Here is a 24289-nt window from a genome sequence, read left to right as displayed (position 1 = left end):
CGGTGAACAAGGCAGGGTAGCGCCTCAACCTGGACGCCTCCTGGCCTGCTCCGGTCCTTGCATCTTCTGAGATAGTGTGCCCGGCATGTCTGGATTCAGCCCGGCCTTCGAGCGGCTCGGAGCCGCGTACGCGGCCGTCGCCGCCCAGCAGCAGGAGGTCCTGGCGGGGGTACTGCCGGCGAACGGCGACTGGACCACCGACCTGGCGAGCGGCACGTACACCAAGGGTGACGTCACGTTGCACGTCGCCCTGGTCGGGAGCTTCGCCGAGAAGGACCGCAGCTGGCTGTGGGGCTGGGCCAATCCGCAGTTCGGCCCGGAGCATCCGGCGGTGCTGAATCCGCGTCCCATGGGCTCCCGGCTCGGCGTGCCCGAGATGACGACGCGCGAGCTGGATCTGGCCTGGTACGACGGGCCGGCGCAGAACGGCGGCGAACTGGTCGCCGCGGTCACGAACGGCCTCCTCGGCCTCAGCGGGACGATCTCCGGCCGCTACGACGGCGGCGTCGCCTACTTCGCGGTCCGCGACCCGGCCGTGCCCGGCACCGTGTGGGACTCCATCGCGGCGCCCCGGCTGATCACCGACGGCCTCTCGCTCTTCCCGGCCGACCACCGGCTGACCGTGCTGCGGTTCTTCAGCCACCACCGTCTGCCGTACCGGCAGACCGAGACGTCGATCACCGCGAAGCTGCCGGACGGCGGCTCCTGCGTCGCGCGGTTCGACGACCAGGACCGCCTGACCGACCTGTCGATGACCGTTTCCGGCCGCTGACCCTCGCGGGCCCGGGAGCCCGTCATGCCCGCCCGGCCGGCGGCGAGGGCACCGGCGCCGGGTGATCGGCGTCCGGCGCGGGCCTGCCGCCCGTACGGGGCGGACCCGCCGTACGGGGCGGAGGACCTCGGCGGGCGCTCAGACGGAGACGCTCCCGCGTTCCACGGCGAGGGCCCGGCGTACGGCGTCGGCGATCCAGTCGCCCTCGGTCATCGCGCGCATCCGGTCGCGGAGCACGCGCCAGTTCCCCGACGTGGCGAACACCGGCTTGCTCAGCCCCGCGCCGGCCACCAGCGCGCCGAGGGCGAGGGTACGGGCGTCGGCGGGCGCGTTCGTCGTGACGGCCGCGACCACGCGCTGCTGCGCCTCCCACAGCCCCACGATGTCCCGTACGGGATAGCGGGTCTCGACGAAGACGCCGAACGTACGGTGGAGGCGGTGGCGGTCGACGGCGACCTGGCCGCGGTCGGCCAGGCGCGCCAGCAGCCGCTGCTGATGGTCGGTCGCGCGCAGCCGGGTGACCCACTCCTGCGGGGTCCGGCCGCGGGGCGAGGCCGCGATGTCGGCGAGCAGTCCGTCGAGGATCGGGTCGCCGACGGGCTCGGCGTCGGCGACGGCCAGCACCGTGCCGTCCAACCGGAGCCGGTCGGTGAGCCTCAGCTCCGACAGCAGCGCGCCGGCGACCCCGCAGTCGAGTTCGACCGGGCCGATGCGGCACTTTCCGCGCAGGTCATAGGCGAGGAGCAGCAGCTCCTCGGCCAGCGTCTCGGGCACGTTCCGCACTGTAAGCGGCTCGTACGAAGTCTCGGTAAACAAAAGGCAAAGCGTTTTACGTCGCCATAACCCGTCTCTTGATCCGGATCGACAGGAGTGCGGCGAGGAGGCACAGGGCCCCGGCGCCGTACCAGGCGGCCGCGTAGTCGCCGAGGCGGTCCCGGATGACGCCGGCGGTGACGGCGGCGGCCGCGGCGCCGATCTGGTGGGAGGCGAAGACCCAGCCGAAGACGATCGGTCCGCTCATCTGGAAGTGCTCCCGGCACAGGGCGACCGTCGGCGGAACCGTGGCGACCCAGTCCAGGCCGTAGAAGATGATGAACACGAGCATGCTCGGGTGCGCGGTCCGGGCGAACAGGCTCGGCAGCACGAGCAGCGAGCATCCGCGAAGGGCGTAGTAGACGCCGAGCAGCACCCGGGAGTCGACCCGGTCGGTGAGCCAGCCGGAGAAGATCGTGCCGACCACGTCGAAGATCCCCACGAGGGCCAGCAGGCTCGCGGCGGTCGTCTCCGGCATGCCGTGGTCGTGCGCGGCCGGAATGAAGTGCGTGCCGACGAGGCCGTTCGTGGACGCGCCGCAGATCGCGAAGCCGCCCGCCAGCAGCCAGAAGACGGGCGTCCGGGCGGCCGTGGCGAGCGAGCCGAGCGCCCGCCGCGCCGCCCCCGCGTTGTGCGGCTTGGGGACGATCTCGTCGGCGCCGTACGGCGGGAGGCCGACGTCCGCCGGGTGGTCGCGCAGGAGGAGCACGACCAGCGGAACGACGGCCAGCGCGGCGACGCAGACGGTCACCGCGGCGGTCCGCCAGCCGTGCATGTGGGTCAGGTGCGCCAGGACCGGCAGGAAGACCAACTGCCCGGCGGCGCCCGCCGCCGTGAGCACACCGGTCACCAGGCCCCGGCGTGCGACGAACCACCGGGAGGTGACGGTGGCGACGAAGGCCATGGCCATCGATCCGGTCCCGAGGCCGATCAGCACGCCCCAGCAGGCGACGAGCTGCCACGGCGCGGTCATGAAGACCGTCAGCCCGCTGCCCACCGCCACGAGCAGAAGCGCGGCGGACACCACCCTGCGCATCCCGAACCGGTCCATCAGGGCGGCCGCGAACGGGGACGTCAGGCCGTACAGCAGGAGGTTGACCGAGACGGCGGCGGAGATGGTGCCCCGTGGCCAGCCGAACTCGGCGCGGAGAGGGTCGATGAGGACGCCGGGGGTGGCGCGGAAGCCGGCGGCGCCGACGAGGGCGATGAGGGTCACCGCGGCGACGATCCAGGCACGGTGCAGGCGCGGGCGGGTCCGTACCGGTGTGTCGGGAAGTGTCTGGGTCACTCGATGGAGTCTCGCCGCCGGCGGCTCCCGCGACGAGTGGCCCGAAAGCCAACATGTGAAAGAATCCGGCCATGCCGCATGAGGTGGTCGTCCTTGCCCTGAACGACGTCGTCGCGTTCGACCTGGGGGTTCCGTCGCAGATCTTCGGCGCGGCGCGGGACGCCGGCGGACGACCCTACTACCGGGTCCGCGTCTGCACCCCGGACGGCGGGCCGGTGCGCACCTCGGCCGGGTTCGCGGCCGTTCCCGACCACGGGCCGGAGATCCTGGCGGAGGCCGACACGGTCGTGGTGCCGGGGGTGCACGGCGGCGCGGCGCTGGAGGACGGCACCCTGGAGCCGCCGGTGGCCGCGGCCCTGGCCCGGCGACGCCCGGACGCGCGGCTCATGTCGATCTGCACCGGCGCGTTCGTGCTAGCCGCCGCGGGCGTGCTGGACGGCCGCCCGGCGACGACGCACTGGGCGCACGCGGACCTGTTCCGCGCGCTCCACCCCACGGTGCCGCTGGACCCGGACGTCCTTTTCGTGGACGACGGCGACGTGCTGACCTCGGCCGGGGTGGGGGCCGGGGTGGACCTGTGCCTGCACGTCATCCGCCGGGACCACGGCAGCGCCGTGGCGAACCACGCGGCCCGGCGGTCGGTGATGCCGCCGTGGCGGGAGGGCGGGCAGTCGCAGTTCATCGAGCGGCCGCTGCCGTCGCCCGCGGGCTCCTCGACGGCGGAGACCCGCGCCTGGGCCCTGGAGCGGCTGCACGAGCCGCTCGACCTCACACGGCTGGCGCGCCGGGCGGGGATGAGCGTGCGCACCTTCACCCGCCGGTTCCGCGCGGAGACGGGCCTCAGCCCGGCGCAGTGGCTGGTCCGCCAGCGGATCGAGGAGGCCCGGCGGCTCCTGGAGACCACCGACCTGCCGATCGACCAGGTGGCCGAGCGCGCCGGCCTGGGCACCGCGGCGTCCCTGCGCCAGCACCTGCACGCGGCCGTGGGGGTCGCCCCGGCCGCCTACCGGCGGACGTTCGGCGCCGCGCGGGTCTGACGCCGGCACCGCGGCCGCCGGTGCCCGGACGCTCGACGTCCGCCACCGACGCTGGGCGCCGTACGACCGCCGGAGGTTCTGTGGGCGGTCCCGGTGCCACCGCGCGAGCGTCGCCGCCCACCGTCGGACGTTCGGGGCGCCAACGGTCGGACTCCCACGGACGTTCCGGGCGTCAGTGGTCGGGCTCCCACGGCGCGGCGGAGCCGTCGCCGGCCCTGACCAGGCCCGACTCGTAGGCCAGGACGACGAGCTGGGCGCGGTCGCGGGTGCGCAGCTTCGTCATCGCCCGGCTGACGTGGGTCTTGGCCGTCGTCGGGCTGATCACCATGTGCGCGGCGATCTCGTCGTTCGACATCCCGCGCGCGACCAGCGCGGTCACCTCCCGCTCCCGGTTGGTCAGGACGTCCATCACGTCCGGGGCGGCGGGCGGGTGCCGGGACACGAACTCCCTGATCAGCCGCCTGGTGATGGCGGGGGCGAGCAGCGCGTCACCCCGCGCGGCGACGCGGATGCCGTGCAGCAGGTCGGCGGGTTCGGTGTCCTTGACGAGGAAGCCGCTCGCACCCGCGCGGAGCGCGTCGAAGACGTACTCGTCGAGCCCGTAGTTGGTGAGCATGACGACGTGGACGCCGGACATCCGCTCGTCGGCGGTGATCCGGCGGGTCGCCTCGATGCCGTCGAGGACCGGCATCTGCACGTCGACGAGGGCGACGTCGGGCAGGTGGGCGGCGGCGAGCGCGACGGCCTCCCGGCCGTCGGCGGCCTCGGCGACCACCTCGAGGTCGTCCTCGGCCTGCAGCAGGGCACGGAACCCGGCTCGGATCAGCGCCTGGTCGTCGGCGAGCAGCACGCGGATCACAGCGCCGCCTCCTCGCCGCGGACGGCGGCGACCCGGCCTGGCACGACCCGGTCGGCGGCGTGGTCGGCGGCCTGCCCGGCGGCGCCGTGGTCGGCGGCCCGGTCGGCGGCGCGGTTCGGGGCGGGCGCGGGGATCGGGTGGCCGTCCGTCCGGGGCTCGTCCGCGATCGGGAGTTCGGCGTGGACGGTGAAGCCTCCCTCGAGGCGGGGCTCGGCGCGCAGGGACCCACCGAGCGCCGTGACGCGCTCGCGCATCCCGGTCAGCCCCACGCCCGGCTCCGGGGGCGCTCCGGGAACGGCCCGCCCGTCGTCGTCGACCCGCACCGTCAGCGTGTCGCCGCCGTACCCGATGCGCACGGACGCGGCGGCCGGGCCGGCGTGCCGGGCGACGTTGGTCAGCGCCTCCTGGACGATCCGGTACGCCGCGCGGTCGACCGCGGCCGGCAGGTCACGCGGCCGGCCGGTGACCGTGACGTCGGCCGGCAGGCCCGCGGACCGGGCCCGGCGCACCAGGTCCGGCAGCCGGTCGAGTCCACTGCCGCCGGGCTCGCCGTCGCGCAGCACCTCCAGAGTGGCGCGCAGCTCCCGCATCGCCTCGCCACTGGCCTCCTGGATGGCCAGCAGGGCCTCGGGCACCGGCTCGCCGCGCTTGCGGGCGAGGTGGATCGCCACCCCGACCTGCACCTTGACGATGGAGATGCTGTGGGTCAGCGAGTCGTGCAGCTCGCGGGCGATCCGCAGGCGTTCCTCACCGGCGCGGCGCAGCGCCATCTCCTCCTGGGTTCGCTCGGCCTCCGCCACCCGCTCCCGTGCCTCGCGGACGTACGCCTCCCACTGCCGGAACGCGCCGCCCATCATCGCGCTGGCCAACAGCCACCCGGCCAGCAGGAACCGGTCCTGCAGCACCTGCCGGACCGGTTCCCCGTGGTGCAGCGTCAGATCGGTGATCACGGCGATGGCGAGAGCGGCCTTGGGGACGAATACGACGAACCGGTGTCCGGCGCGCATGGCGGTGAACAGCGCGACCATCACCGGCTCGGCGGCGGCCACGCCCGGGTAGCCGCGGACGAGGTAGACGAGGACGCACCCGGTCGTGACCAGGAGCACGGCGACCGGCGCCCGGCGGCGCGCGACGAGCGCGAAGGATCCGGTCAGCAGGAGCAGATAGCCGAACGCGTCCATCCTGGTGTATCCGTGCGGCGCGATGGCCGCGCCGATCAGGGCGATGGCGGCGACGGCCGTCGCGATGGCCAGATCGGAGAAGGGCGGACGAAGCCGGTACTGGATCCCCATTCGGGCAGCGTAGACCGGCGCCCGCCTTCTCCGGTTCCTCCTGGAAGGGGAGCCACGCGCTACTCCCCCGGGAGTACGCCGGCCGAAGCTGCGCCGAATGCCGCAGCGCGACTGCCGTCCCTCGTACGACGACGGCGGGGCGGCCGGGCGGCGAGCATCGGGACCGTTCGAAAGGCGACCGCCGTCACGCCGGTGGCGGCCGACACTCACGGGGAGCGGGGACGACATGACGAATACGACGACCGCCGGACCGGAGGGGGTCGCGCGCACGCTGCGCGACACCTTCGCCGGGCCGGTGCACCTGCCCGGCGACGTGGCGTACGACGCGACGCGGTCCGGCTGGAACCTCCGGATCGAGCACCGTCCGCTGGTCGCCGCCGAGGCGACCGGCCCCGGTGACGTACGGGCCGCGGTCATCGCCGCGCGGGAGAGCGGGCTGCCGCTCACCGTCCAGGCGACGGGACACGGTACGCACGTGCCCGCCGACGGCCTGCTGCTCACGACGGGCCGGATGGCGGACGTGCGGATCGACCCGTACCGGTGCGTCGCCCGCGTCGGTCCCGGCGCCCGCTGGTCCGACGTGATCGCCGCGGCCGCTCCGTTCGGCCTGGCGCCGCTGTCGGGCACGCCGTTCGTCGGTGTCACCGGGTACACCCTGGGCGGCGGGACCGGATGGCTGTCCCGCAAGTACGGGTACGCCGCCGACTCCGTCGTGACGGCCAAGCTGGTGACCGCCGACGGCGAGCACGTGACCGCGGACGCCGAGCACCACGCGGACCTGTTCTGGGCGCTGCGGGGCGGAGGCGGCAACTTCGGCGTGGTGACCGCCCTGGAGCTCCGGCTGCACGCCGTCGGCCGCGTCTACGCGGGTCTGTCCCTGTACGACGCCGGCAACGCGGCCGAGACGCTCGCCCGCTACCGGGAGTGGGCGGCCGGTGAGCCGGACGAGTTGAACACGGCCGTCATGCTCATGCGGATGCCGGACGTCCCGGCCGTCCCCGCGCCCGTGCGCGGCCGGCCGGTCCTCGCCGTCCGGGTCTTCCACCTGGGCGGGTACGAGGAGGCGGAGCACCGGCTCGGGCCGCTGCTGGAGGCGGCGGGCGCGCCGCTGGTGGACGGCTTCCGGGCGATGACGTTCGCGGAGGCGAGCACGGCGCTCGCCGGGGCGTCGTCGCCCCCGATGGCGGTCCGCCAGCACCTCGACCTGTTCCGGGACCTACCGGACGCGGTGCTCGGAACGCTGCCGGACGCGGCGTTCGGCGACGTGCCCGGCCCGGCGGTCGAGGTCCGGCACTGGGGCGGGGCGATGGCACGGCCCGCGCCGGACGCCGGGCCGGTGGGCCACCGCGACGTGCCGTTCTCGGTGATCGCCACCGCGCCGTACGGGCCCGGCGGGACCCGGTACGGCGACGCGGGCGTACGGGCCCGGGTGGACGCGGGCGTCGACGGCCTCGTCCGCCGGCTGCGGCCGTACGCGACCGGCGGGTCCTTCCTGAACTTCCTCACCGACCCGGCCCGGACGCGGGACGCCTACACGCCGGAGGACCACGCGGCCCTGTGTCGGGTCAAGCGGACCTGGGATCCGGACGACGTGTTCCGTCCGGGCCACCACATCCCGCCGCTGTGAGCGGACCCCCCGCGCCGGGGCGAGCCGGCGGCCCGGAACGCCGATCAAGACCGCCCGACGGCGCCGGCCGCCGCGGCGGCCGGGCCCGCTCAGACCAGGCGGGTCGGCCGAGAAGCCGCTCGAAGTCGTCGGTCGGCGCGGCCGGGCCCGCTCAGACCAGGCACGTCAGCTCGAGAAGCCGCTCGAGATCGCCCGGCGGCGCGGCCGGACCCGGTCAGACCAGGCAGGTCGGCCCGAGGAGCTGCTTGAGGTCGCCCATCAGCGCCGGTGAGGCCGTGACCCGAAGCTTGTCGTCGAGGCGCACGACCGTGGTCCGCGGGCCGTTCTGCAGCTGCAGGTGGACCTCGGTCTGGCCTGGGTGGGCGCCCAGCACCTCCTTCAGGCCCTGGACGACCGGCGGGGTAACGCGGGTCACCGGCATGGAGACGGTGAGCGGCCGGCCGGAGTCGCTGACCGTCAGGTCCGGCTGGGTGACCTCCATCGCGATCAGCTTCGGGGTGTCCTCACGCTTGTCGAGGCGCGCTTTCACGACGAGGATGGCGTCCTCGGCGAGCAGCGTGGAGCACAGCTGGTACGCCGACGGGAAGATCATCAGCTCGATCGCGCCCTCGAGGTCCTCCAGGGTGGTCAGCGCCCAGGAGTCGCCCTTCTTGGTGACCTTCCGCTGCAGCCCCGAGACCAGGCCGCCGACGGTGACGATCTGCCCGTCCGACCGCTCGTCGGCGGTCAGCGCGGCGATCGAGCAGTCGACGTTGGCGGACAGGATGTGCTCGATGCCGAGCAACGGGTGGTCGGAGACGTACAGGCCGAGCATCTCGCGCTCGAAGGCGAGCAGCGTCGTCTTGTCCCACTCCCCCTCCGGGATGGCGACGTCGAACGTGGTGTCCACCACGTCCTCGCCCCCGCCGAACAGGGAGTCCTGCCCGATCGCCTCGTTGCGCTTGATGTCGATGATCGCGTCGATGGCCTGCTCGTGCACCATGACCAGGCTCTTGCGCTCGTGGCTCAGGCTGTCGAACGCGCCCGCCTTGATCAGCGACTCGACGACCCGCTTGTTGCACACCTGCGGCGGCACCTTGCGCAGGAAGTCCTGGAAGTCGGTGAAGCGGCCCTTCTCCCGGCGGGCCTTGACGATCGCCTCGACGACGTTCTCGCCGACGTTGCGGATCGCCGACAGGCCGAACAGGATCTCGGTGTCGCCCTTCGGGGTGAAGTCCGAGTCGGACTCGTTGACGTCGGGCGTGAGCACCTTGATGCCCATGCGACGGCACTCGTTGAGGTAGAGGGCGCTCTTGTCCTTGTCGTCCTTGACCGAGGTGAGCAGCGCCGCCATGTACTCGGCCGGGTAGTTGGCCTTGAGGTAGGCGGTCCAGTAGGAGACCAGGCCGTACCCGGCGGTGTGCGCCTTGTTGAACGCGTAGTCGGAGAAGGGCAGCAGGATGTCCCACAGCGCCTTGATCGCCTCTTTGGAGAAGCCCTTCTCCTTCATGCCGGACTCGAAGGTGGCGTACTGCTTGTCCAGCTCCGCCTTCTTCTTCTTGCCCATCGCGCGGCGGAGCAGGTCCGCTTGGCCGAGGCTGTACCCGGCGACCTTCTGCGCGATCGCCATGACCTGCTCCTGATAGACGATCAGGCCGTAGGTCGTGCTGAGGATCTCCTCGAGGGGCTCTTCCAGCTCCGGGTGGATCGGGGTGATCGGCTGCTGGCCGTTCTTGCGCAGCGCGTAGTTGGTGTGGGAGTTGGCGCCCATCGGGCCGGGGCGGTACAGCGCGAGGGCCGCGGAGATGTCCTCGAAGTTGTCGGGGCGCATCAGGCGCAGCAGCGAGCGCATGCCGCCGCCGTCCAGCTGGAAGATGCCGAGCGTGTCGCCGCGGGCCAGCAGCTCGTAGGCCTTCTTGTTGTCCAGCGGCAGCTTCAGCAGGTCGAGCTCGACGCCCTTGTTGGCCTTGATGGCCTTCAGCGCGTCCTGCATGATCGTGAGGTTCCGCAGGCCCAGGAAGTCCATCTTCAGCAGGCCGAGCGTCTCGCAGGTCGGGTAGTCGAACTGCGTGATGATCACGCCGTCGGAGTCGCGGCGCATGATCGGGATGTGGTCGGTCAGCGGCTCCGCCGACATGATCACACCGGCGGCGTGCACGCCGGTCTGGCGGATCAGGCCCTCCAGGCCCTGCGCCAGATCCATGATCTGCTTGACGTCGGTCTCTTCCTCGTACAGCTTGCGCAGCTCGCCGGCCTCGCCGTACCGCGGGTGCTTGTCGTCGAAGATCCCCGACAGCGGGATGTCCTTGCCCATGACGGCGGGCGGGAACGCCTTGGAGATGCGGTCGCCCAGGGCGTACGGGAAGCCGAGGACGCGGCCCGCGTCCTTGATGGCGGCCTTGGCCTTAATGGTGCCGAAGGTCGCGATCATGGAGACCTTGTCGGCGCCCCACTTCTCGGTGACATAGCGGATCGCGTCGGCGCGCCCACGCTCGTCGAAGTCGACGTCGATATCGGGCATCGACACGCGGTCGGGGTTGAGGAACCGCTCGAAGATCAGGCCGTGCGGGAGCGGGTCCAGGTCGGTGATGCCCATGGCGTACGCGACGAGCGAGCCCGCCGCCGAGCCACGGCCCGGGCCGACCGCGATCCCGTTGTTCTTCGACCACATGATGAAGTCGGCGACGACGAGGAAGTACGACGGGAACCCCATCTGGCAGATGACGTCCATCTCGTACTCGGCCTGCTTGCGGTGCTCCTCGTCGATCCCCTCGGGGAAGCGCCGCTCCATGCCCCGCCAGACCTCTTTGCGGAACCACGACTCCTCGGTCTCGCCCTCCGGCACCGGGAACCGCGGCATGAGGTTGCGGTACTCGAACATGCCGGAGGAGTCGACGCGCTCGGCGACGACGAGGGTGTTGCGGCAGCCCTCGGCCCAGATGTCGGAGGTGTCGAGCGCCCGCATCTCGTCGGCGCTCTTGAGGTAGTAGCCGGAGCCGTCGAACTTGAAGCGGCCCGGGTCGGACAGCTGCTTACCGGTCTGGATGCACAGCAGCGCGTCGTGCGCGGACGCCTCGGACTCCCGCGTGTAGTGCGAGTCGTTGGTGACGACCGGCGGGATGCCCAGCCGCTTGCTGATCTCGATCAGCCCGTCGCGGACCCGGCGCTCGATGTCGAGGCCGTGGTCCATCAGCTCCAGGAAGTAGTTCTCCTTGCCGAAGAGCTCCTGGTACCGGGCGGCGGCCTCCAGGGCCTTGTCGAAGTGGCCGAGGCGCAGCCGGGTCTGGACCTCGCCGGACGGGCAGCCGGTGGTGGCCATCAGGCCGGCCGAGTGCTCGGCCAGCAGCTCGAAGTCCATTCGGGCCCACTTGCGGATGAACCCCTCGGTGTAGGCCCGGCTCGTCAGCTTGAACAGGTTGTGCAGGCCCTCGGCGTTGCGCGCCCAGATCGTCTTGTGGGTGTAGTGGCCGCCACCGGAGACGTCGTCGCCCTTCTGGCTGGGCTCCCCCCAGCGCACCGGCTCCTTGTGGAACCGGGAGGCCGGCGCGACGTACGCCTCGATCCCGACGATGGGGGTCACCCCGGCCGCGGTGGCCTGCTTGTAGAAGTCGTAGGCGCCGTGGGTGTTGCCGTGGTCGGTCATCGCGATGGCCGGCATCTTCTGCCGATCGACCTCGGCGAACATCTCCTTGAGACGGGCCGCCCCGTCGAGCATGGAGTACTCGGTGTGCACATGCAGATGCACGAACGAGTCACTCATGCGCGATGCGCCTCCTTCAGGCATGCGACGCCTCGCGTGCCCGGAGCACGCGCCGCGTCGGAAGTCGTCGTCTGGGGGTGAAAGGCCGGCCGGGGACCGGGTCCCCTGAGCCTAACGGTGCCGCAGTGATCGCCGGGGCCCGACACTCCGGATGTCCGGTTTATACCTGTTTTCGGTCGACCATGCCTTCCCCCCAGGCGAGGCGTCTCCGGTCACGGCCCGCGGTCCGGACAACGGCGTACACCTCACCTACCAGGGTCTACCGCATTTCGACCCGCGGATCGACCGCGCCCGTGTCGCGGCGCGAACACGCTCCGCCACCTTGTAAGGTCAGTGCCCGTATAGCGGTTTTCGGGGGAGCGGAACCCGCTGCAAATCGGAGGCTGCGTGTCGACAGCACTGGACCACCAGGGCACCGCTCCCGGCGACGAGGACGCCGGCTACATACAGTCCCTCGGCAACCGTCAGGTACGCATGATCGCAATCGGTGGCGCGATCGGTGTCGGCCTGTTCCTCGGGGCCGGCGGGAGGCTCGCCGCGGCCGGACCGAGCCTCGTCCTCTCGTACGCCGTCTGCGGTATCGCGGCGTTCTTCGTCATGCGCGCGCTCGGCGAGCTGGTCCTGCACCGGCCCAGCGCGGGCAGCTTCGTCACGTACGCCCGGGAGTTCATCGGCCCGTGGGCCGGCTTCGCCAGCGGCTGGATGTACTGGCTCAACTGGGCGATGACCGGGGTGGCCGAGACGACCGCCGCCGGCATCTACGTGCACAAGTGGTTGCCGCAGATCCCGCAGTGGGTCACGGCCCTGGTCGCCCTCGCCGTGCTCCTGACGGTGAACCTCCTGTCGGTACGGCTCTTCGGCGAGCTGGAGTTCTGGTTCGCCGTGATCAAGGTCCTCGCCATCGTCGTCTTCCTGTTCGTCGGCCTGTCGCTGGTCCTCACCGGCGCCGGCGTCGGCCACGACCACGCCGGCGTCTCCAACCTCACCGCGCACGGCGGCTTCCTGCCGCACGGGGTGCCCGTCGTCCTGATGAGCCTGCAGGCGGTGGTGTTCGCCTACTCGGGGATCGAGATGGTCGGCATCGCCGCCGGCGAGACCGAGAACCCGCGCAAGGTGCTGCCCGGCGCGATCGGCAGCGTGATCTGGCGGATCGGCATCTTCTACGTCGGCTCGGTCCTGCTGCTCGCCATGGTCCTGCCCTGGACCGTCTACAGCGCGGACGAGAGCCCGTTCGTCACGGTGTTCTCGCGGCTCGGCGTCCCCGGCGCCGGCGACATCATGAACGCGGTCGTGCTCACCGCCGCCCTGTCGTCCTGCAACTCGGGCCTGTACTCCACCGGCCGCGTCATGCGGGCGCTGGCCGTCAAGGGCGAGGCGCCGAGGTTCGTGGGGCGGATGAGCGCGCGGCACGTGCCGTACGGCGGGATCCTGTTCACCTCGATCGTGCTGCTCCTCGGCGTGGTCCTCAACTACGTCGTGCCGAAGATGGCCTTCGACATCGCCACCTCGATCGCCTCGCTCGGCGTCGTCGCCGTGTGGGCGACCCTGATCTCCTGCCAGCTCCGGCTCCGCGCCCGCGCGGGCCGCGGCGAGATCGAGCGGCCGTCCTTCCGGATGCCGTGGGCCCCGGCGTCGAACTGGGTCACACTTGGGTTCCTCGTCCTGGTCGTCGTCCTGATGGCCTTCGCGGACACGGCCAACAAGATCGCCTTCTGGTGCCTGCCCGGTGTCGCCGTCGTCCTGTTCGTCGGCTGGCGCGTCGTCCGAAACCGCCGCGCCCCCTGATCCGGGAGCCCGTCCCGGCGGGGCGAGCGGAACGCTCGGCGAACGCGGCCGTGACGGCACCGCGTTCCCGGCGGACCCGGACAAAGCTCCACCACGCGGCCGTCTTCGCCGAGCATCCGGCACACCCCAAACCGCGCCCACCACGCCCGCGACCACCCGGACGCGTCAGCCCTCCGGACCATTGGACGCCAGGCCGGTGAACACCAGGCCAGTGGACGCCAGGCCGGTGAACGCCGGACCGAGCACACCAGGACCAGCGGGGCTGGGCACGCCGGGGCCGGCAGAGGCCGGGTCCATAAGCGCCGGACCAGTGGACGCCGAACCAGTCGACGCCTGGCCGGGGCGGCGGGGTGGTCAGGCTGGGGAGAGGTCGCGCTCCTCGGACGCCTCCAGGCCGGCCTCGATGACGGCCGTCATGATGCGGCCGAGCCGGTCGGCGCCCAGTCGGGGGGCGCGCGACGCCATGGCCTCGACGATCTCGCGTTCGCGCCGAGGGTCCCGGCCCGCGAAGCCGCCGACCGGCTTGAGCCGCTGCACGGTGGCCGCCAGCTCCGCCCGGCGCTCCAGCAGCGTCGCCAGCGCCGCGTCGACGCGGTCGATCGCCGCCCGGGCGTCGGGGATCGTCTCCGGCACGTCGTCGCGCGTCAGGGCCCCGAGCAGCGCCGCCTTGGCCCGCACCCCGGCCACCACCGCCGGCTCGGCGTCCTCGCCCAGGAGCAGGCCGCTCGCGCCCGCCGACAGCGCCGCGACGGCGAGGTCCGGGGAGGCCGAGACGTCGACGAGGACGGGCCGGTGCCGGCCGGCCGCCCGGACCAGCGACAGGTCGATGGTCGCGTGCGGCAGGTGGGTGCGCGTGCCCGTCTCGCACAGGACGACGTCCTGGTTGCCCTCGGCGACGCAGTACTCCGCGGCCGACAGCCACTCCTCGAGCGTGGCCGCCGGGGCCCGCTGCACGACCACGGGACGTCCCGTACGGGCCACCGCCCGCAAGAGCTGGAAGTCCTGCATCCAGGCGCCGCCGACCACGACTCCGTCGGCGTGCGTCACGATGGCCGGCAGGTCCAGGGCGGAGAACGGCTCGACGAGCAGCGGGCCGTGGTACGACCGGCGCACCCGGGTCAGCTCGGCGGCGGCGTTCGCCCGGCCGTGCAGGCGGCGCAGGCTGACCACGGCGACGTCCGGGTCGGCCGCCGGTCCGGCGATCATGACGGGGGTGTCCCGATCGTGCAGGTCCATCGGAATCTCCTTCCGGGGCGGGCCCGGAGCCGAGCCGCCCACTCACGGTGGAAAAGCGAAAGGCAGAGCCCGTGGGGGCTCTGCCTTGGCCGGCTCGGGGGTCGTCGCTCAGGTCACGGCGACCGGCCCACCCGGAGCCGGCTGCATAAACCCGAAATAGCGACGATCCACGTGCCCAGAGTAGCGGGGGCGACCGGAGGGTCGCCACCCGGCGGAATCCTCGTCTCGGCCAATGAGACGCACAGGGGTACCGGGCCCGCGTCACCTCCGGGTAGACCGACGGTCTCGGGCGAGTCAGTGCCGTTCTGTCGTAGGGCGGACGTATACCTGGACGATGGGCCTGCGGCGCTTGCCCGCGCGGGTCGCCGGTCACCCGGAGCGACGAACTCGAGGGGTCACCATGAGCACGGACAAGGCGGTCAAGGACGACTTCCTACGACAGGCGGTTCCGTACCGGCGCGAGCTGCTGGCGCACTGCTACCGCATGCTCGGCTCGGTGCACGACGCGGAGGACCAGGTCCAGGAGACGTACCTGCGCGCGTGGCGCTCCTACGACGGCTTCGAGGGCCGGTCCTCGCTGCGGACGTGGCTGCACCGGATCGCCACCCGCACGTGCCTGACCGCTCTGGAGAGCCGGGGTCGCCGGCCCCTGCCGACCGGTCTCGGCGAGCCGAGCGCCGACCCGTACGACACGCCGATCGAGCGGTCCGAGGTGCCCTGGCTGGAGCCGATCCCCGACACGATGGCCAGTGCCGAGCACGCCGACCCCGCCGCGATCGTCGCCTCCCGGGAGAGCATCCGGCTCGCGCTGATCGCCGCCCTGCAGCACCTGCCGCCCCGGCAGCGCGCGGTGCTGATCCTGCGCGACGTGCTGAAGTGGCGGGCCGCCGAGGTGGCGGAGGCGCTGCACACGACCACCACGGCGGTGAACAGCATCCTGCAGCGCGCCCGTGCCCGGCTCGACGAGGTGGCGACTCCACCGGAGGACCTGGCCGAGCCCACGTCGGCGGAGCAGCGCGAGCTGCTCGCCCGTTACGTCCGGGCGTTCGAGGAGTACGACGTCGCCGCCATCGTGGAGCTGCTCACCGCGGACGCCGTCTGGGAGATGCCGCCCTACACCGGCTGGTACCAGGGCGCCGAGAACATCGGCCGGCTGATCGGCGGGCAGTGCCCCGCCGACGGCCCGGGCGCGATGCGGTTGGTCTCGACCCGGGCGAACGGCCAACCGGCCTTCGCCGTCTACATGCGCGCCGCCGACGGCGCGCACCACGCCTTCGCGCTGCAGGTGGTCACGCCCGCGCCCACCGGGGTCGCGCACGTCGTCATGTTCTTCGACCTGCGGCTCTTCGCGAAGTTCGGGCTGCCGGCGGTGCTGCCGCCCATGCCGGCGGCGCCGATAGCATCGGTGCCATGAGCCGGGAGGTCGCGCACTACCGGCGGCACCCGGCCGAGCCGGGCGTCGACCTGCTCAGCGCCCGTTACGTCACCCACCGCTACGCCAGGCACGCGCACGCCACCTACACCGTCGGGCTGATCGAGTACGGCGTGGAGGAGTTCGAGCACGCCGGGTCGCTGCTGCGTGCGGCCACCGGCCAGGTCGCGCTGCTCAACCCGGAGGTCGTCCACACCGGCCACGCGGGCGTCCCCGAGGGCTGGCGCTACCGCGTGCTGTACCCCACGGTCGACGTCGTGGCGCAGATCGCCGCCGAGCTGGGCGCGCCGCGTGGCACGCCCTACTTCCCCCAGACGGTGGTGGACGACCCCGAGGCCGCCCGGCTGCTCCGCGCCGTGCACCACAGCGCCGACGGCGGCGACGCGCTCGCGGCCTCCTCCACGCTGCACCGGGCGCTCGCCGGCCTCCTGCGCCGCCACGCCGCCCGGCCGCCACGGTCGGTCCCGCGCGGCGCGCCGCCGCGGGCGGTCCGCGCCGCCCGCGAGATCCTTCACGAGCGGCTGTCCGACCCGCCGTCCCTCGACGACCTGGCCGCCACGGTCGGCACCGGCCGGTTCGCCCTCCTGCGCGCGTTCCGGGCCGCGTACGGGCTGCCGCCCCACGCCTACCTGGTCAACCTGCGGGTCCAGCGCGCCCGGGCCCTCCTGGACGCCGGCGTCCGGCCCGCCGAGGTCGCGGCCGACCTCGGGTTCACCGACCAGGCGCACCTGACCCGGCATTTCAAGCGGATCGTCGGCGTGCCGCCCGGCGCGTACCTGCTCGGCCGCCCCGCCTGACCGCCCACCCGCACGGCCGCCCCGCCTGACCGCCCACCCGCACGGCAACCCCGCCCAGCCGCCGCGCCCGACAGCCCCCCCGAGACCCGGTGACCGGGTCGGCGCACTGCATGCCGGTGCGCCCTACCGGGCCGAGCGCCTGGGCCGCACCGAACTGGTGGCCTACCAGGCGTCGGCGCGCGGGGGACAGGTGCGCCTGTCGCTCCACGACGACCGCGTCATCCTGCGCGCCTGACGCTCGGCATCTTCCATGATCACTGGCACCTACCGCCGATAGAGAGCAGCGACCGCCAGTGATCATGTCGGGCCTGGGCGCACCGTCCCGCCTGACCACCCCCGCGCGCTGGGCGGACAGAACGCTCGATGAGTCCCGGCTCCCGCGAATGACATGAGCCGCTTTGTGTCACTCTGTCCACCCGATCGCCGAGGCTTCTCGTCCAGGAAGGCGCCGGGCTGAACTGCAATTTCGTGCAAGACCGGTAGATGTCGGGCCGCTTAGCCTGCGGGCATGGATTCGCAGACACGTCCTGCCGTCCGCGACGGGCTGGGCGTCGGCCTGGCCGTCGGCCTGTCCGGGCTGGCGTTCGGCGCCGCCGCGGTCGCGGCCGGGCTCGGCGTGGCGCAGGCCTGCGCGCTGAGCGTCGTGGCGTTCACGGGAGCGTCGCAGTTCGCGCTGATCGGGGTGGTCGCCGGGGGCGGCAACGTGATCGCGGGGGCCCTCGGCGCCGTCCTGCTGGGCGGCCGCAACGCCCTGTACGGCCTGCGGCTCGCGCCGACGCTCGGCGTGCGCGGGTGGCGCCGGCTGCTGACCGCCCATCTGGTCATCGACGAGACGACCGCGGTGGCCACGGCCCAGCCCGCCCCCCGGTCGGCCCGCGCGGGTTTCTGGGCCACCGCGATCAGCCTCTACCTCACCTGGAACCTCTCCACGCTGTTCGGCGCGCTCGGCGCGGCCCGGCTGGGGAATCCGGAGACGTACGGCCTCGACGTGGTCGGCCCGGCGGCGTTCCTCGCCCTGCTGTGGCCCCGCCTCACCTCCGGCGGCACCGAGCGGATCGTGGCGCTGCTCGCGATGGCCATCGCGGTCGGGACCACGCCGCTGCTGCCGCCGGGCGTGCCGATCATGCTGGCGGCGGTCGCCGCGCTGGCCGGGATCGTACGCCGCACTCCCCCGGTACGCCCCGCTCCCGAAGAGCTCTCGAGAGTCTAGACAGGAGAGTCATGGCCGTCTGGATCGCCGTCCTCGCGACGGGGCTCGGCTGCTACGCGCTCAAACTCGCCGGGCTCGTCGCCCCGCAACGTGTGCTGGACGACGACCGGGTGCGGCGGTTCACCGCGCTGGTGCCGGTCGCGCTGCTGACCGCGCTGATCGCCGTGCAGGCACTCGCGCACGGCCGCGCGCTGGAGCTGAACGGCCCCCGGCTGGCCGGCCTCGCCGCCGCCGTCGTCGCGCTGCTCCTGCGCGCGCCGTTCCTCGTCGTGCTGGTGGTCGCGGCCGCCGTCGCCGCCGGCCTCCGCGCGCTCGGCGTCTGAACCGGGCGCGCTACAGGTCGACCACCGAGAGCAGCCGAGGGGTCTGATTGAGCCGGCGGGCGCCCATGTCGGTGCAGACGACGACGTCCTCGATCCGGGCCCCGTACAACTCGGGCAGGTAGACGCCGGGTCCGATCGACATGGTCACACCCGCGTCGAGAACGGTTCCGTCCTCGGGTGTCAGGTAGGGCGGCTCGTACTCGTCGAGGCCGATGCCGTGGCCGGTTCGGTGGAGGATGAACGCGCCGTACCCGTTGTCCGTGATGACCTCGCGGGCGATCGCGTCGATCTCGCCGACCGCGACACCGGGGCGTACCGCCTCGCACGCGGCGGTCTGCGCGGCGAGCACCACCGAGTACATGGCCTCGAAGTCCTCGGGCGGCTCGGCCACCACGAACATCCGCGCCGTGTCGGAACAGTAACCGCCGTACCGGCCGCCGATGTTCACCCGGACGGCGTCACCAGGGTTGATCACCCGGCCGGAGGGCCGATGGTGGGGATCGGCCGAGTTCTCCCCCGCCGCGACGGCAACGGACAAGATCTCCTCATGGCCGGTCTCGATCAGCAGGGCCCGCAGCCGCCGCGCCATCTCACGCTCCGTCGAGCCGGACCACGTGAGGTCGCGCGCCGCCACCAGCGCCCGGTCGACCGCGTTCGCCGCGCGTTCCATCACCTCGATCTCCTGGGCGGACTTGCGCATCCGCAGCGGGGCGAGCAACGGCGCGGCGGAGGCGATCGGCGTCTCCGGGCCGAGCGACGCCTGCAGGGCGAGCAACTCCTGGGCCGGCATCTGCGGATCGACCGCGACCCGCGCGCCGACGGGGATGAGCGCGACCACGTCGCGAGGCGTGTCGACGGCGTGGACCGGCGAGCCGTCGGGCGTGACGACGAGGAAGGTCGGGAGTGTCGCCTCGAGGAGGTACCTCAGGTTCGACGACGGCCGGAGGACGAGCACGTCGACGGCGTGCGCGGTGAGCAGGGACCGGAGCCGGTCCAGGCGTTCCGCGCTCACTCGGCGGCCGAGCCCGGTGCGTCGTAGAGCCAGCAGGCCACTCCTCCCAGGGGCACCGGCTCCCGGACGGAGCAGACGTCCATCGCGCTCGGGCAGCGTGGATGGAACCGGCAGCCCGAGGGCGGCGCCGCCGGGTTCGGGACGTCACCGGGGAGCTCGGCGGGGAGCGTGCCGGAGCCGTCCGGCGTGGGGATCGCGGCGAGCAGCGCCCGGGTGTAGGGGTGTTTCGGGTCGTCCCAGACCTCGGCGGTCCGGCCGATCTCCACGATCTTGCCGAGGTACATCACCGCGATCCGGTCCGCGATCAGCCGTACCACCGACAGGTCGTGGCTGATGAACAGCAGCCCGGCGCCGGATTCGACGGCGAGGGACCGCATCAACCCCGCGACCTGCGCCTGCGCGGAGGCGTCCAGCGCGGAGATGGGCTCGTCCCCGATCAGCAGGGACGGTTCCGCGGCGAGGGCACGGGCGATGGCGATGCGCTGCCGCTGCCCGCCGGAGAACTCATGCGGGTACCGGCCGGCCATGTCCGCGTCGAGACCGACCCGTTCCAGGAGCTCTCCCGGTGTCGCCTCGCCGCGGACCCCGTCGGCGATCTGCCTCCCCACCCGGCGGCGCGGGTTGAGCGAGGCGTACGGGTCCTGGAACACCATCTGGATCCGGGTCAGCGCCGGATCGCGGCGGCGCAGGCCGAGCGGGCGTACCGGGCGGCCCTCGAACGCGACCGAACCGCCGGTGGGAGCGGTGATCCCGCAGACGGCGCGGGCGAGCGTCGACTTCCCGCAGCCGGACTCGCCGACCAGGCCGACGACCTCACCGGGTTCGACGGTGAGGCTCGCTCCCGCGACGGCCCGGACCGGCGGCCGGCCGGGGGTGTGGTGGTCGACGACCAGGTCCTCGACGGTCAGAAGCGTCATGAGTCCTCCTTCGCCGGAGGGGCGACCCGCGGGCCCGCGCCTTCGATTCCCTCGCTCCGGTCGGGCAGCGCGTCCAGCAGGGCACGCGTGTACGGGTCGGCCGGCTCGCGCATGACCCGCGCCCGCGGCCCGGTCTCGACGAGGCGGCCGTCCCGCATCACGCTGATCACGTCGGCGACCGACGACATGACGCCGAGGTCGTGGGTGATGAGCAGCACCGCCAGGCCCAGGTCGTCGCAGAGGCCGCGCAGCAGCCGGAGGATGCCGGCCTGCACGGTGACGTCCAGCGCCGTCGTCGGCTCGTCGGCGATCAGCACCTGCGGATCGCAGGCGAGGGCGATGGCGATCGCGATCCGCTGCCGCATCCCGCCGGAGAACTGGTGCGGGTACCGGTCGAGCGCGTTCTCCGGATCGGGGATGCGCACCTTGCCGAGCAGTTCCGCGGCCCGTGCGCGCGCCTGCCGCCGGTCCAGCCCCAGGTGATGGCGCATGGGGTCGGTGAGCTGGCGTCCGATGGAGAGCATGGGGTGCAGGCTGGTCGACGGGTCCTGGAAGACCATGCCGACCTCGCTGCCGCGTCGCTTGTTCATCGCCTTCGGCGAGAGCGTCAGCAGATCGGTGTCGCCGAGTGAGATCGTCCCGCCCGTACGCGCACCGTGCGGCAGCAGGCCGAGGACGGCCAGGCCGGTCATGGTCTTGCCCGAGCCGCTCTCCCCCGCCAGCCCGTGCACCTTCCCCGCCTCCAGGGCGAGGTCGATGCCGCGGATGATCGGTCGGCCGCCCAGCTCGACGGTCAGTCCCTCGATGGCCAGGATCGTCACAGCGCCCGCTCCTTGATCGCCCTGGCGGTCCGCGGGTCGAGCGCGTCGCGCATGGTGTCGCCGAGGAAGTTGAACGCCATCACCACCGTGAGGATGGCCAGCCCCGGGAAGACCCCGACCCACCACTTGTCGAACACCTGCGTGGCCGACGCCACCATCGCCCCCCATTCCGCGGTGGGCGGCTTGGCGCCGAGACCGAGGAACGACAGGCCGGACAGCAGCAGCAGCTGGGTGCCGATGTCGAGGGTGGCGAGCACCAGGATCGGGCCGGTGACGTTGGGCAGCACGTCGGTGCGGAGGGAGCGCCAGACGGAGAAGCCCAGCAGCCGCCCGCTGAGCACGAACTCGCGGGTCCGGATGCCGAGCACCAGCCCGCGGGTGACGCGCGCGTACGCCGGCCAGGAGACGACGAGGACCGCCAGCACCGCGTTGCGCAGGCTCGCACCCAGCGACGCGGCCACGGCCATCGCCAGGATCACGGTCGGAAAGGCGAAGACCAGATCCGCCACGCGCATGATCGTCTCGTCCACCCACCGGCCGAAGTAGCCGGCGCAGGCGCCGAGCAGGCCGCCGATGACGACCGACAGCGCCACCAGCAGCAGGGTCAGCGGGATCGACAGCCGCGCGCCGTACAGCACCCGGCTGAACACGTCCCGGCCGAGGTCGTCGGTGCCGAACCAGTGCGCGCCGCCGGGCGGGCTCAGCCGGGGGAACTTCTGCGCGAGCGGATCGTACGGGGCGAGCACGGGTGCCGCGATCACGACGATCAACCAGGCGACGGTGACGACGAGGCCGGTCACGGCGAGGGGTCTGCGCCATGCCTCCGGAAGGCGGTGGATCACGTGCTCCTCACTCTCGGGTCGATCACGCCGTACAGCACGTCGACGATGAGGTTGACGACGACGTAGATCGCGCCGACCACCAGCCCGACGCCCATGACCGCGGGCAGGTCGAGATTGGTCGCGCTCTTGTACGCGTACTGTCCGATGCCGGGCCAGGCGAAGATCGACTCCACCAGTACCGTGCCGGACAGCAGGCTCCCGAAGGCGAGGCCGGCCACCGTGATGACCGGGACCAGTGCCGCTCGCAGCACGTACCGCAGCAGCACCACGTGTCCGGGCAGGCCCTTGGCCCGAGCCGCCCGCACGTAGTCCTGGCCGAGCACCTCCAGCACCGCCGAACGGGTGAACCGGGTCAGCAGCCCGATGGTGTACGCGGCGAGCACCAGCGCCGGCAGCGCCAGGTGGCCGACGGCGCTGGCGAACACGTTCCACTGGCCGGCCATCGCCGCGTCCACCGTGTACAGGCCGGTGACGTGCGGCGGCGGCGACATGGTGGGCGCGAGGCGGCCGGAGCCGGGGGCCAGGCGCAATCGGTAGAACACGAAGTAGAACGCGAGCAGGGCCAGCCAGAACGTCGGTACCGACACCCCGGCGAGGCTCGCCACCCGCAGGAACTGGTCGACGATCCGGTCCCGGCGCAGCGCCGCGATCACTCCGAACGCGACGCCGACCACGAGCGACAGCACCAGCGCCGCGCCGGCCAGCTCGAACGTGGCGGGCACGAACTCCGCGAGGTCCGCGTCGACCGAGCGGTGGCTCTGCTGTGACTCACCGAGGTCGCCATGAGCGAGATCGCGCAGGTAGTTGACGTACTGGACCGGCAGCGGCTTGTCGAGGCCGTGCTGCTCGCGGAACTGCTTGACGATCGCCGGGTTGCCGAGGGCCTGTTGGCCCAGGTTGGCGGCGGCCGGGTCACCCGGCACCAGGTTGGTGAGGGTGAAGGTGACCAGGGTGACCCCGACGGCCAGCAGTACGGAGACCGCCAGCCGCCGGGCCAGAAAGCGGATCAGCTGGTTCTTCACTTGCTGCCGAGCGCCGAGAGGTCGATGGTCCACACCGGGTTCAGTGCCAGGCCCGTCACCGAGGAGGCGCTGACGACGTGCTGGCTGGGCTGGAACAGCGGAACGATCGGGCCGGCCTGGTTCAGCTGCGCCTGGATCTGCTGGTACTGCTGGGCCCGGTCGCCGTCGACGGTCCGCGCGACCTTGTCACCGGCCTGCTCCAGGGCCCCGTCGTCGCCCTTCTTCCAGCCCGCCCGCAGGCCGATGAGCTTGCCGGGCAGGAAGGCCAGGTAGTCGCTGGCGTCCGGGTAGTCCGGGCTCCACCACCACAGGCCCATCTCCTCCTTGCCGTCGCGGTAGTTCTGCAGCGCGGTCGCGATCGGCGCGGGAGCCAGGTCGACGGTGATGCCGACCTCCTTCAGGTTCGCCTGAATGCGCTCGGCGAGCGGCTGGAAGGACAGACCGTTCAGCGTGAAGTCGCTCGGGAACTCCAGCTTGACCTTCGGGTTCGTGACCCCGCTCGCGGCGAGCGCCGCCTTGGCGCCGGCCACGTCGCGCTTGGTCGCCTGGTCCGCGGGCAGCGCGCCGTTGATCATCGACGGCACGATCCCGGCCGCCTGGACCGAGCCCTCGCCGGCGAGCTGGAGCAGCCCCTGGTAGTCGATGCCCTTACGGACGGCCTCGACGAACTTCGGGTTGGACGTGACCTTGCTGACGGAGGCGCTGTGGTTGGCCAGCAGGAAGAACACGCTCGCCGACGCGCCCTTGGCGGTCTGCAGGCCACCGGCGATCCCCTGTGCCTGATCGGCCGACAGGTCCACCGCGATCTGGCTGTCGCCCCGCTGCACGTTCAGCTTCTGCGTCGGCGCCTGAACGTTGCGGATCACGACCTTCTGGTACACCGGCTTGGTCGTGCCCCAGTACTTGTCGTTGGCCTTCAGCACGACCTGCGTGCTGGCGTTGAACGACTCCAGCTCGTACGGGCCGGAGCCCGCGGACTGGCCGTTGAGGAACGACTCCGCCTTGTCGTCGGCGCCCTCGGTGCCGCCGTGCGCCTTGACGACCTTGGAGTTGACGATGCCGAGCGCCGGGTTGGGCAGGATGAACGGCAGCGCCGGGTTCGGCTGCGGCGACCGGAGCTCGATGGTCGTGTCGTCGACCTTCTTCACGGTCACGCCGTCCAGCAGGAACGACGGGTTGCCCTTGAGGTCGCGGACCCGGTTCAGCGAGAACACCACGTCGTCGGCGGTGACCGGGCTGCCGTCGGAGAACGTGGCTCCCTGCCGCAGCTTGAGCGTCAGCGTCTTGCCGTCCTTGGACACCTGGTACGACTCGGCCAGCGCGGGCACCGGCTTGCTGACGTCGGATCCGGTGAAGGTCAGCAGCGTGTCGTAGAGCGCTCGGTCGACCATCAGGCCGGTCTGCTCGTACATCCGGCCGGGGTCGGCGGTCTTCAGGTTGAAGGACGTGTCGACGACCAGCGTCT

At 72.5% G+C, this 24289-nt stretch carries 20 protein-coding genes and 1 pseudogene; 8 read left to right on the top strand and 13 right to left on the bottom strand.

What is annotated here, in order from left to right; all coding sequences use genetic code 11:
* Positions 1-85: 85 nt before the first annotated feature.
* Positions 86-772 (top strand): DUF6882 domain-containing protein, encoded by a 687-nt coding sequence (locus tag AB0L00_RS36340; protein WP_364441897.1) that lies wholly within the window; start codon positions 86-88, stop codon positions 770-772.
* 138 nt (positions 773-910) lie between these two features.
* Here the strand turns inward: AB0L00_RS36340 and AB0L00_RS36335 are convergent, their stop codons facing one another.
* Both AB0L00_RS36335 and AB0L00_RS36330 read right to left on the bottom strand, forming a co-directional pair.
* The gene (locus tag AB0L00_RS36335; RefSeq protein WP_364441895.1) at positions 911-1546 is read right to left on the bottom strand and encodes a GPP34 family phosphoprotein; all 636 of its coding nucleotides are present in this window, start codon (positions 1544-1546) and stop codon (positions 911-913) included.
* Positions 1547-1601: 55 nt separating this feature from the next.
* Positions 1602-2873, bottom strand: a complete 1272-nt coding sequence (locus AB0L00_RS36330; RefSeq protein ID WP_345365233.1) for an MFS transporter — start codon at positions 2871-2873, stop codon at positions 1602-1604.
* Between the two features lie 71 nt (positions 2874-2944).
* Between AB0L00_RS36330 and AB0L00_RS36325 the strand changes: the two genes are divergently transcribed.
* Positions 2945-3910: a helix-turn-helix domain-containing protein gene (locus AB0L00_RS36325; RefSeq protein ID WP_364441894.1), complete on the top strand. Its 966-nt coding sequence runs from the start codon at positions 2945-2947 to the stop codon at positions 3908-3910.
* 172 nt (positions 3911-4082) lie between these two features.
* Here AB0L00_RS36325 and AB0L00_RS36320 read toward each other — a convergent pair whose 3' ends face one another.
* Positions 4083-4769, bottom strand: coding sequence for a response regulator transcription factor (locus tag AB0L00_RS36320; RefSeq protein ID WP_364441893.1), 687 nt, complete (start codon positions 4767-4769; stop codon positions 4083-4085).
* Positions 4766-6061, bottom strand: coding sequence for a sensor histidine kinase (locus AB0L00_RS36315; protein WP_364441892.1), 1296 nt, complete (start codon positions 6059-6061; stop codon positions 4766-4768). Before AB0L00_RS36315 ends, AB0L00_RS36320 begins: the two co-directional genes overlap by 4 nt.
* 226 nt (positions 6062-6287) lie before the next feature.
* Between AB0L00_RS36315 and AB0L00_RS36310 the strand changes: the two genes are divergently transcribed.
* A complete protein-coding gene (locus tag AB0L00_RS36310; protein ID WP_364441890.1) occupies positions 6288-7688 on the top strand; it encodes an FAD-binding oxidoreductase in 1401 nt (466 codons plus the stop codon).
* 214 nt (positions 7689-7902) lie between these two features.
* Here AB0L00_RS36310 and dnaE read toward each other — a convergent pair whose 3' ends face one another.
* The gene (dnaE, locus tag AB0L00_RS36305) at positions 7903-11427 is read right to left on the bottom strand and encodes a DNA polymerase III subunit alpha (protein WP_364441889.1); all 3525 of its coding nucleotides are present in this window, start codon (positions 11425-11427) and stop codon (positions 7903-7905) included.
* Positions 11428-11814: 387 nt separating this feature from the next.
* Between dnaE and AB0L00_RS36300 the strand changes: the two genes are divergently transcribed.
* Positions 11815-13212 carry an amino acid permease gene (locus AB0L00_RS36300; RefSeq protein WP_364441888.1) on the top strand — a complete coding sequence of 466 codons (1398 nt, stop codon included), beginning with the start codon at positions 11815-11817 and terminating at the stop codon, positions 13210-13212.
* Positions 13213-13566: 354 nt separating this feature from the next.
* On the opposite strand, the gene AB0L00_RS36295 is transcribed toward AB0L00_RS36300, so the two are convergent.
* Both AB0L00_RS36295 and AB0L00_RS36290 read right to left on the bottom strand, forming a co-directional pair.
* Positions 13567-13872 carry a chorismate mutase gene (locus AB0L00_RS36295; RefSeq protein ID WP_364407002.1) on the bottom strand — a complete coding sequence of 102 codons (306 nt, stop codon included), beginning with the start codon at positions 13870-13872 and terminating at the stop codon, positions 13567-13569.
* Between the two features lie 114 nt (positions 13873-13986).
* Positions 13987-14418, bottom strand: a pseudogene (locus AB0L00_RS36290) (hypothetical protein); the annotation flags it as partial.
* Between the two features lie 430 nt (positions 14419-14848).
* On the opposite strand from AB0L00_RS36290, the gene AB0L00_RS36285 reads away from it, so the two are divergent.
* From AB0L00_RS36285 to AB0L00_RS36270, 4 genes are all read left to right on the top strand, one after another.
* Positions 14849-15862, top strand: a complete 1014-nt coding sequence (locus AB0L00_RS36285) for a sigma-70 family RNA polymerase sigma factor (protein ID WP_364441887.1) — start codon at positions 14849-14851, stop codon at positions 15860-15862.
* On the top strand, positions 15859-16677 hold the full coding sequence (locus AB0L00_RS36280) for an AraC family transcriptional regulator (protein WP_364441885.1): 819 nt from the start codon (positions 15859-15861) through the stop codon (positions 16675-16677). Before AB0L00_RS36285 ends, AB0L00_RS36280 begins: the two co-directional genes overlap by 4 nt.
* 508 nt (positions 16678-17185) lie before the next feature.
* On the top strand, positions 17186-17887 hold the full coding sequence (locus AB0L00_RS36275; RefSeq protein WP_364441883.1) for an AzlC family ABC transporter permease: 702 nt from the start codon (positions 17186-17188) through the stop codon (positions 17885-17887).
* Positions 17888-17898: 11 nt separating this feature from the next.
* Entirely contained in the window at positions 17899-18210 is a 312-nt protein-coding gene (locus tag AB0L00_RS36270; RefSeq protein ID WP_364441881.1) for an AzlD domain-containing protein, read from the top strand.
* Positions 18211-18220: 10 nt separating this feature from the next.
* On the opposite strand, the gene AB0L00_RS36265 is transcribed toward AB0L00_RS36270, so the two are convergent.
* The 6 genes from AB0L00_RS36265 to AB0L00_RS36240 form a co-directional block, all read right to left on the bottom strand.
* Positions 18221-19222 carry a M24 family metallopeptidase gene (locus tag AB0L00_RS36265; RefSeq protein WP_364441880.1) on the bottom strand — a complete coding sequence of 334 codons (1002 nt, stop codon included), beginning with the start codon at positions 19220-19222 and terminating at the stop codon, positions 18221-18223.
* Positions 19219-20139 (bottom strand): ABC transporter ATP-binding protein, encoded by a 921-nt coding sequence (locus AB0L00_RS36260; protein ID WP_345365255.1) that lies wholly within the window; start codon positions 20137-20139, stop codon positions 19219-19221. The genes AB0L00_RS36265 and AB0L00_RS36260 overlap by 4 nt, the downstream gene beginning before the upstream one ends.
* Positions 20136-20960 (bottom strand): ABC transporter ATP-binding protein, encoded by an 825-nt coding sequence (locus AB0L00_RS36255; RefSeq protein ID WP_364441878.1) that lies wholly within the window; start codon positions 20958-20960, stop codon positions 20136-20138. Before AB0L00_RS36255 ends, AB0L00_RS36260 begins: the two co-directional genes overlap by 4 nt.
* Positions 20957-21802, bottom strand: coding sequence for an ABC transporter permease (locus tag AB0L00_RS36250; RefSeq protein ID WP_364441877.1), 846 nt, complete (start codon positions 21800-21802; stop codon positions 20957-20959). The genes AB0L00_RS36255 and AB0L00_RS36250 overlap by 4 nt, the downstream gene beginning before the upstream one ends.
* Positions 21799-22824: an ABC transporter permease gene (locus AB0L00_RS36245; protein WP_345365262.1), complete on the bottom strand. Its 1026-nt coding sequence runs from the start codon at positions 22822-22824 to the stop codon at positions 21799-21801. Before AB0L00_RS36245 ends, AB0L00_RS36250 begins: the two co-directional genes overlap by 4 nt.
* The coding region (locus AB0L00_RS36240) for an ABC transporter substrate-binding protein (protein ID WP_364441876.1) at positions 22821-24289 on the bottom strand (1469 nt) is incomplete at its 5' end. The genes AB0L00_RS36245 and AB0L00_RS36240, both read right to left, overlap by 4 nt.

The organism is Actinoallomurus sp. NPDC052308, assembly GCF_040679195.1.
Lineage (GTDB): Bacteria > Actinomycetota > Actinomycetes > Streptosporangiales > Streptosporangiaceae > Actinoallomurus > Actinoallomurus liliacearum.
This window is presented reverse-complemented; position numbering and strand designations above follow the sequence as displayed.